Here is an 8,867-nt window from a genome sequence, read left to right on the forward strand (position 1 = left end):
GGTCAAGGGATTCCACGGATTGTGCTCGAAGACAAAGAAACTGCCGCCATTGGCCAGCACCCTGCCGATTTCGGCGAACAATCCGATCTGAAGGTTTTCGGGGATGTGATGGAAAACGCAAGCCGCGAAGGCAAGGTCGAAGCTATGGTCGGCGAAGGGGATTGTCTGGCCGTCGAAATGCGTGAACGAGGCCTGATCGGGGAAGCGCTTGCTGGCGACGTCCAGCGATTTCCGCGAAGGATCGAGCAGGACGATCTCGCTGTCGGGAAACGCTGCGCGCATATGGCCGAGCGAATTGCCGACGCCGGCACCGAAGTCGAGGATGCGCCTGGGTTTCACGCCGGCCCGACTCAGTGTCGCCGCGACGTCGTCGATCTTGTATTTCGCGAAGAAGTCCGGCGTCTCGCCACTAAGCCTTATGCTCGCGGCATGCTGCTCTTGGTACTCGCGCGCAAACTGGTCGAATTCGGCCTCAAGCACGGGCGGCTCTCTTCGCCATCTCCTGCAGACGATGCGCGGGCAGACCCTGGGCTGGCTCGCTGCGCGAAACGATCTCGTTGACGAAATAGAGCGGCCGCCGCTTCGTTTCCATGTACATGCGGCCGAGATACTCGCCGAAGATGCCCAGCACCAGAAGCTGTACGCTTCCTAGTATAAGCATGATCGCGGCAAGGCTCGTCCAGCCGGGCAGCACATTGCCGCGAGACCATTCGAACAGCGTATAGCTGAGCACGACCAGGCCGAGCAGGCCGAACATCATCCCCAGCAGCGAGGCAAAGCGCAAAGGCACGATCGAAAAGCTGGTCATTGCGTCGATCGCCAGAAGAACCATCTTCTTCAGCGGATAGTGGGTGGTGCCGGCAAAGCGCCGGTGCCGTTCATAAGGGAAGGCGACCTGCCTCAGCCCGATCCAGCTCACCATGCCGCGAATGAACCTGTAGCGTTCGGGCATTGCAATCAGATGGTCCAGCGCACGGCGGCTCATCAGCCGGAAATCTCCGGAGTCCGGCGCGATCTCGACATCGACCATCCTGCCGAGCAGGCGGTAGAACATCGAGGCGGAGGCCAGCTTGAACCAGCTCTCGCCCTCCCGTTTCACCCTTTGGCCGTAGACGACGTCGAAGCCTTCATCCATCTTCGCCATCATCGCCCCCAGCAGTTCGGGCGGATCCTGGAGATCGGCGTCGAGAATGAGAATGCGCTGGCCGCGGCAGAACTCCAGCCCGGCGCTCAAGGCGATCTGGTGGCCGTAGTTGCGTGCAAGATCGATGGCGACGACATGGTCGTCCTTTTCGGCCAGGTCGAAAATGGCCTCGCGAGTGCCGTCGGTCGCCCCGTCGATGACGAGCACGATCTCGTAGGGGAGGCTTTGCTCGAGGCATACCGCGCTGACACGCCGATGAAGCTCCGCCACGCCGGCGCGTTCATTGTAGCAAGGCACGACGACCGACAACATGGGTGCGCGGTGCGCGCCGATTTTTCCCGTTCCCGCCAAAGCCTGGCTCCCACTGTGGAGATGACAATAGCAGCAATTGGTTAGAAAACAGATAAGTCAGGAGCCGGCGTGGCCACTGGCTGGCTGGCCGATATGCGTTCGGCGCCGTCAACGGCCGGGTCACGAACGAACCGGCAGTTCCATGCGGATGCGGGCACCGCGCCATGAGCCCGCCAGGATACGGATGGTTCCCTCATGCAGCAGCGCGATCTGCCGGGCGAGATTCAGTCCCAGCCCGGCCCCGCGCGATTGCGGCTGCAGGCGATAGAAGGGCTCGAACACATTCTCGCGCTCTTCCACGGGAATGCCCGGGCCTTCGTCGCGCACCTCGATGCCACCCGTCCGGTCGATCGCAATCGTGATGGTACCGCCGCCGCCGCCATGCTCGATGGCGTTGCGCACGAGGTTGGCGAGCGCCCGCTCGATCTGCAGCACGTTGACTTCGACGCGTGTCTTGTCGGGCGACGGCTCGAAGGCAAGGTCGTAGCCGGCCTCGATGGCGAGCGGCGCGAAGTCGGCCGCCACCCGGCTGACAAGATCGTCGAGATCGACGATCTCGCGCTGGTCGGATGGGCGGTCGAGCAATTGATGATCGAGCAGTTGCTGTGCGAGATGCGACAGGCGCTCGATATCATGCAGCAGCCGCGTGCTTTGCGGCTCCTGCCGCAGCAGCTCGGCGCGTGTACGCAGGATGGCGATCGGCGTGCGCAGTTCGTGCGCCGCGTCGGTGAGGAAACGGTTGTGCCGGTCGTACCCCTGCGCGAGGCGCGCCAGAGCCTCGTTGAAGGCATGCACCAGCGGCGCGATCTCCTGCGGCACGTGCTTGACCGGCAGCTGCATCGCACGGGTGCCGATATCGATGCGCGCCGCCTGGCGGACGGTTTCGACAAGGCCGGCAAGGGAGCGGCGGACCACGGCCGGCGTCGTCACCAGTGTGGTGGCGCCCATGACGAGGACGATGGGCAACAGCAGGATCGCGATGACGAGCGCCAGCGCCGGCAGCGCGCGTTCCCAGTTCCTGCTGCCGTCCGGATACCGGGCGACCTCCACCGTGGCCGAAATGTTGATCTCGAGCCCGTCGGTCTCCTGGCGCGACGACTGCGTCGCGGCGATGATCCGTACCGCGCCGGCTTTGGTCGAAGCGTTTTCGATATAGGCTTCCGGCCGCATGTCCTTGTCGGAGAATCCGATCGTGGCGTGGTCTGCCTCGCCGAGCAGGACGCCGAAGTCCTTGGTGTAGACATCCGGGATCGTGCCGGAACGGACGCTCTGCCCGCTATCGTCGCGAACGATGTACCAGACATTGGGGAAGCTCTGGCGGAACGCGGTAAGCTCTTCCGTTTCACGGACGACCAGCCTGCCGTCCTTGTCGCGGTCGACGGCATCCTTGACGGCCGCGACGGCAGCCTCGTTGTCGATGAGCAGGCTCGGATTGGCGATCCAAAGGGCTGCCGCGCACAGGACGATGAAGAGGAGCAGCGTCGCCGCCTGCAGCAGGATCAGCCGGCGGACCAGGACCCATTGCAACGAGCGTGCGCGCACTTTCTTCACGAGGCTGCCCGCAGGAGATAACCGAGATGCGGATCGCTCGTATCTCGATGCCGGCGGCGACATCGTCGAGCTTGCGGCGCAGCCGCGACACATGTGCGTCGAGCGCATTCGAGCCGATCTCGTCGTCCAGGGCGTAGACGGCCTCCTCGAGAGCGCTGCGCATGATGGTCCGGCCCGGCCGGCGGATCAGCGTTTCAAGCACCAGCCTTTCACGCCGGGGCAAATCGAGCGCGTGATCCTCGACCAGCGCCTCGCGATGGCGGAAATCATAGGTGAGGCGGCCGACCATTGTCTGATTGGCGCGCGAGGTGAACGAGCGGCGGTGCAAGGCGTGGAGCCGCGCGACGAGTTCCACCGTGGCGAAAGGCTTGACCATGTAATCGTCGGCGCCGGCATCGAGCCCGGCAACCCGGTCCTCCAGCCCGCTCATCGCCGTCAGCGCGATCACCGGCACATCCAGATGCAGGGCGCGCAGGCGCGGGATCAGGCTGAGGCCATCGCCATCCGGCAGCCGGCGGTCCAGCACCACGGCGTCGTGATGGCCCAAACGAGCCACCGCCTCCGCATCGGCCAAGGTCGCGGCATGGTCGACGATGATGTCCAGGCGCTCCAGAGCGGCCTTCAGCACGGAGGCCATTTCCGGTTCATCCTCGATCAGCAGGACGCGCATTGGCGTTCTCCTTAGCGCGTGGCCGCGGAATTTGCGGCACGGCGGTTCACTCGCATTCCAGCTTCGGCCGGCGGAAATTGGTGATGAACCAGCGGCCGCCGGAAGCGCGGGCGTAAAATGTGTAGAAGCATTCCTGACGCTCGATATAGCCGGGCGTTTCGGTCTCTTCATAGACGGTTCCGTGTTTTGTGTGGCGAACCTCGCCGCTGGATGTCCCGGAAACCGCTGACGTCGAGACCTGGCGCCACTGATAGGCGCGTTCTCCCTGGCCGAGGTCTACGATCGCCGTTGGCGGCCCGTAATCCAGAACGACCGATTCGACCGGTTGTCCGACATAGTTCTTCATGATGTCGGAGGCGCAGCCCGCCAAGGCGAGCGCGATCGCAATGAACAATAGCTTGGACGTCCGTCGGCCCGGGCGATGCGTGGACATTGCTGATTCCCATGGTGAAAATTCACGCAGGCGACCTAGATTGCGAAGATTACATCGACATTGCGACAAGCATGGAATGCTTCGTTGCCTCGGGCGGGATGTCTGCGTCCAGGCATCAAGAACAAAAAGACCGCGCGATGCCGTTGCGGCCATCGCGCGATCGAGGTCGGCCGCCTGCTGTTTCTAGAACCGGTAGTTGATGCCGGCTTTCAGCTCATGGCTGCCGATCGTCTCCTTGGACTTGCCAAGGGCCGATGTCGTTTCCACGCCGGGGGTGCGGACATAGTCGTACTCGACCTTGGCCGAGAGGCCGCCGGCGAAGCCCTGCTCGATGCCGGCGCCGACGAGGTAACCGACCTTCCATCCGTCGCTGCTGCTCACGCCGTCGCCCTTGTCGAACCTGGTCATGGCCACGCCGCCGGTTCCGAACAGCAGCGTCTGGTCGAAGCTCACGCCGGCCTTCGCCTTGGCCGCGCCACGCCATTTTTCCTTGATCTTGCCGCCCTGGACATTGTGCTCGGCACCGCCCAGATAGGAACCTTCGATCTCGGCGCCGAGAACCGCCGGGCCCATCTGTTGGTTGTAGCCTGCCTGGACGCCGCCGCTGAAGCCGTTTCGGCCGGCGAACGGGTTCGGCATTCCCGTGAATGCCGTGCCGCCATGGACGCCGACATAGGCGCCGCTCCATTGGGAGGCAGGAGGGTCGTTGTAGGCAGGCGAGAGGTCGGCGGCTGTTGCCGGCCCGAGGAGGCAGACGGCAAGGGCACCCGCCGTCAGGACGATCTTTGCTTGAGGGGACACTGCATTACTCCAACACAAACGCGCATCCGCACCCGATACGCTGGTTAACTGCTGAGGACCCTGACCATTGGGGCGGTCAGCTCCGATTGGTGTCTTTCTGGATGGCCGCGCGGTTCTGGGACCGGCTTTCGCCGGCTATGTGGTACGGGTAGATCGCCGCGCGGTCCGTCACCTGAAAGACGCCTGGTATCTCGCAAGTGAAAATTGCACGCACATTGCGCAAAACTGGAAAACGGCGATTTTGTGCTTTATTTTCAATAAATTAAAATGAAATTGTTTACCCATATTTAAGAATTGCGAATCTCGGGCAACCGGGAAACTCGATCACTTGTTTGACATGAACAGGCTTCCCAGTTGCCCGCCTCACGCGCGGAAGCGTACAAAATCCGACGGCAATCGGCCTCGAGGGCGGGGCTTCGGTTCGCTGGTGCCAGGCAATTCGGGGGAATTTGCTTTTGCGAATCATTTATTTCCATTCGGACACGCATCCATATGACAAGGCGATCTACCCAGGCGTGGGCCCGGCCTTCGCCAGGCCGTTTTCATGGGAGGCCCGGCCGATCAGCCAGATCGGCAGGGGCCATTGCGAGGTCGCCGTCGTCGACAATCGCCTGGAGCCCAGAGACGTCGAGGTGCTGAAAAAGCACCTGGCGGTCCCCGCAAGCGACAGGCCCGCGCTCTTTTTCCGGGTCAGCGATTCGGACATGCCGGAGACAACCAACCCCTGTGTCAGGTTCATCTTCGATTGCGCCGACCATCCCGGCGTTCACTATGCCACGACCTATGATCCCGAGGGGCCATTCCTGGCATTCGTAGGGACGCTGAAAGTCTCTCGCGTGGTCCATTTGCCCTATCCCTACGATACCTCGCGGGAGGTCGAGATTCCCTTGGCCGGCCGTCGCCGCGGGGTCTTCCTGTCGGGCAGCAATTCCAGAACATTATACCCGGTGCGCTATGCCTTGCGTCGCCGGCGTGCGCGCTTTCCTTGGCTGCGACTGTTCATCTTCGACCTGAAACACCCGGGATATCCCGAACATGGCAAGCCACCCCGTCATGACTTCACGCATGCGCGCTACATCGGTCTTGCGGCGCAATTCAGCCACTTCTTCCTTTGCGGGACGCGCTACAATGTCGAGCTGATGAAATATGTCGAATGCGCCTATGCCGGCTGCGTGCCGGTCGGGGTGACGGCAGGCTCGCTGGATGCGGTTGCCGGGCGGTATTTTCGCCCATATGGCGGTCCTGGGCTCGATCTCCTGAAGGACCTCTGGCAGCCCATGCGGGAGCTCGAGGAACGGGCGGCCGGATACAGGGCAGCCATGCGTGAACTTCGGTCGCCCGCCAGGATCATCCGCGATTTCACGGCAGAGGTCAGGGGCATCGAGGGCAAGTGATCGGCATGGACAGGCAACATCCGGAAGCAGCGCCGGATGGCGCCATCGAACCTGTCGTCAATGCCGTTTGGATCGGAGCATCCCTGGACGACCTGCATGCCGCGTGCCTGCGTTCCTTCGTGCTGGCGGGCCACCGGGTGCATCTTCATTGTTACGACACCCCACGCAATGTTCCGCCAGGCGTCGAAACGGTCGACGCGTCGAAACTGATGCCAAGGGAGCGGATCGTCTACTACAGGTCGAACGGAAGTCCGTCCCTCTTTTCCAATCTCTACCGCTTGAAGATCCTGGAAGCAGGGCTCGGCCTGTACGTCGATTGCGACGTGTTTTGTCTCAAGCCCATCCCGAAACAGGACTATATCCTTGGTTACCAGTCGAGCGACCAACTTAACGGCGCCGTGCTGAAATTGCCGGCCGGCAACCAGACACTGCTTGAGATGCTGAAATTCGCGGAAGATCCGTATTACATCGTGCCCTGGCTCAACCGCTCCAGGCTGATGCGCTACAGGTTGCGCAAATTCATCGGCCTGCCGATCCACATTTCCAACTATAGCTGGGGCAGGCTGGGCCCCGAGGCGCTCACCTATTTCGCCAGCAGAACCGGCGACATCGGTCACGCGGTTCCCATCGACGTCTTCTATCCGCTTAGTCACCATCAGGTCGCAATGCTGCTCGATCCGGACCTTTCGCTTTCGGATATCGGCACTCCGCGTACGCTGTGCATTCATCTGTTCGACCATACGCTCCGCCAGTGGATGATCGGCCGCACCGTTCCACAGGGCTCGCCTCTGGGGCAGATGCTCGAGCGCTGCGGGCTTTCCACGGCAGCCGGACGCTAGCAACGGTCCTGGCTCGTGCCGGCTTGCTGGATGGCCGCCAAGCACGTATCTCTTGGCCGTGCCCATGAGTCCGGGCATCTCAATCGGGAGACGGCATTGTCCGCACTGACGCGCTTTCTCGGCGACTCGCCGCTCAGGGTTGTCCTGAAGCTGCTGGTGGTATCCTTTCTCGTCGGCCTAGTCATGAACGCCTTCGGCTGGTCGCCGATGGATGTGTTCTACGGTATCCAGAAGTTCTTCATCGACCTTTGGAATCTCGGCTTCCACGCCATCGACCGCTTCCTCGGCTACATCCTGCTCGGCGCCGCGATCGTCGTGCCGGCCTTCATCCTGCTCAGGATCGCCAACTACCGGAAATGACTTTCAGGCGTACCCCGAGGCCACCTCGAACAGGATGGCGTGGCGCGCGGCAAGTGCCGGCACATCGGTGGAATAGCCGCCGCCGATGACACCGCAGACAGGAATGCCGAGCGCCCGAAAATGGCCTATGACCATCTCGTCGCGGGCGCGCAGGCCGTTGTCGGAAAGTGCCAACCTGCCGAGCCGGTCCTCTGCATGGACGTCGACGCCGGCATTGTAGAAGACGATGTCCCAACGCGCTCTCGCCGAGAGCTCCGGCAGGATCGCGGCCAGCCTTTCGACATAGGCGGCGTCGCCCGTGCCGTCGGGCAGCGCGACGTCGAGGTCCGAGGCGATCTTGCGCACGGGGTAATTGCGCTCGCCATGCATGGAAAAGGTGAACGCGCGCGGCTCATCGCCCAGAACGTCCGCCGTGCCGTCGCCCTGATGCACGTCGAGGTCGACCACCAGGACGTTGTGTGCGGCGCCCTCTTCGAACAGAACCAGCGACGCGACGGCGACATCGTTGAAGGTGCAGAAGCCGGCGCCTTGCGCGCGCCGCGCATGATGGCTGCCGCCGGCGGTGTTGCAGGCGATGCCGTGGCGCAAGGCAAGCCGCGCCGCCGCCACCGTGCCGCCGGCGGCAAGCTGTGCGCGCAGCGAGACGCGCGGGCCGACCGGAAAACCGATCTCCCGCTCGATTTTTTCAGGCACGGCGCAGCGGATGACCTGGTCTACATAGTCCGCCGCGTGGGCGAGCCCGAGCCATGACGCGGGCGCGGGTTCGGCTGTGTTGAGCGCCGCTGGGCTGGTCAGGCCGCGTGCCCGCAAGGCCTCCATCAGCAGCGGATATTTGCTCATCGGAAAGCGATGGTTGGTGGCGAAGCCGGCGTCGTAGTCGGGGTGGTGGACAATCTGCAGGGGCATCAAACTGGGTCGGACGGTTTCGCGCCAGAGCGGGATTTCGGTTGGCCGTCGCGGAAGGACGATTGCGCGGTGGCCAAAAAATGGGGCACATCGGTTCCCCGATCAAGCCGCAATCAGCAAGGCAGCAATCCTTTGGACAACGGTGCCATCCCAGCCGACGCCAGAGCCTTTTCCGTCACCAATCGCTCGGTGCTTGCCATCGCCGTGCCGATGACGCTCGCCTATCTGACGACGCCGCTGCTCGGCCTGGTCGATACGGCTGTCGTCGGCCAGTTCGGTGATGCCGCCTTGCTTGGCGGCCTGGCGGCCGGCGCGCTGGCTTTCGACGTCGTCTTCACCACCTTCAATTTTCTGCGTTCGGGCACCACAGGCCTCGTCGCCCAGGCCTTCGGGCGTGGAGACGCCCTCGAGGAACAGG

General features: G+C 63.1%; 10 protein-coding genes and 1 pseudogene. 4 read left to right on the top strand and 7 right to left on the bottom strand.

The window, feature by feature from the left end:
• From EOA36_RS18410 to EOA36_RS18435, 6 genes and pseudogenes are all read right to left on the bottom strand, one after another.
• A partial coding sequence (locus tag EOA36_RS18410; RefSeq protein WP_145969211.1) for a class I SAM-dependent methyltransferase occupies positions 1-480 on the bottom strand: 480 nt, incomplete at its 3' end.
• Positions 473-1,456, bottom strand: a complete 984-nt coding sequence (locus EOA36_RS18415; RefSeq protein ID WP_127278850.1) for a glycosyltransferase family 2 protein — start codon at positions 1,454-1,456, stop codon at positions 473-475. The genes EOA36_RS18410 and EOA36_RS18415, both read right to left, overlap by 8 nt.
• Positions 1,457-1,615: 159 nt before the next feature.
• A complete protein-coding gene (locus tag EOA36_RS18420) occupies positions 1,616-3,046 on the bottom strand; it encodes a HAMP domain-containing sensor histidine kinase (RefSeq protein ID WP_127278851.1) in 1,431 nt (476 codons plus the stop codon).
• Positions 3,043-3,716: pseudogene (locus tag EOA36_RS18425) on the bottom strand (response regulator transcription factor). Before EOA36_RS18425 ends, EOA36_RS18420 begins: the two are co-directional and overlap by 4 nt.
• 46 nt (positions 3,717-3,762) lie before the next feature.
• Entirely contained in the window at positions 3,763-4,149 is a 387-nt protein-coding gene (locus tag EOA36_RS18430; protein ID WP_127278852.1) for a hypothetical protein, read from the bottom strand.
• Between the two features lie 183 nt (positions 4,150-4,332).
• Positions 4,333-4,950, bottom strand: coding sequence for an outer membrane protein (locus EOA36_RS18435; protein ID WP_127278853.1), 618 nt, complete (start codon positions 4,948-4,950; stop codon positions 4,333-4,335).
• A gap of 455 nt (positions 4,951-5,405) precedes the next feature.
• Between EOA36_RS18435 and EOA36_RS18440 the strand changes: the two genes are divergently transcribed.
• The 3 genes from EOA36_RS18440 to EOA36_RS18450 all read left to right on the top strand — a co-directional run bounded on the left by EOA36_RS18440 (position 5,406) and on the right by EOA36_RS18450 (position 7,543).
• Positions 5,406-6,344 carry a hypothetical protein gene (locus tag EOA36_RS18440; protein ID WP_127278854.1) on the top strand — a complete coding sequence of 313 codons (939 nt, stop codon included), beginning with the start codon at positions 5,406-5,408 and terminating at the stop codon, positions 6,342-6,344.
• A gap of 5 nt (positions 6,345-6,349) precedes the next feature.
• Positions 6,350-7,183 (top strand): galactosyltransferase Lgt5, encoded by an 834-nt coding sequence (locus EOA36_RS18445; protein WP_127278855.1) that lies wholly within the window; start codon positions 6,350-6,352, stop codon positions 7,181-7,183.
• 96 nt (positions 7,184-7,279) lie between these two features.
• A complete protein-coding gene (locus tag EOA36_RS18450) occupies positions 7,280-7,543 on the top strand; it encodes a DUF6460 domain-containing protein (protein WP_127278856.1) in 264 nt (87 codons plus the stop codon).
• A 3-nt stretch (positions 7,544-7,546) separates the two neighbouring features.
• Here the strand turns inward: EOA36_RS18450 and EOA36_RS18455 are convergent, their stop codons facing one another.
• A complete protein-coding gene (locus EOA36_RS18455) occupies positions 7,547-8,449 on the bottom strand; it encodes a histone deacetylase (protein ID WP_127278857.1) in 903 nt (300 codons plus the stop codon).
• A 132-nt stretch (positions 8,450-8,581) separates the two neighbouring features.
• Here EOA36_RS18455 and EOA36_RS18460 point away from each other — a divergent pair.
• Positions 8,582-8,867, top strand: a 286-nt coding sequence (locus EOA36_RS18460) for an MATE family efflux transporter (RefSeq protein WP_245464400.1), incomplete at its 3' end; no start/stop codon positions are given.

The organism is Mesorhizobium sp. M8A.F.Ca.ET.021.01.1.1, assembly GCF_003998025.1.
In the GTDB taxonomy this organism is placed as follows: domain Bacteria; phylum Pseudomonadota; class Alphaproteobacteria; order Rhizobiales; family Rhizobiaceae; genus Mesorhizobium.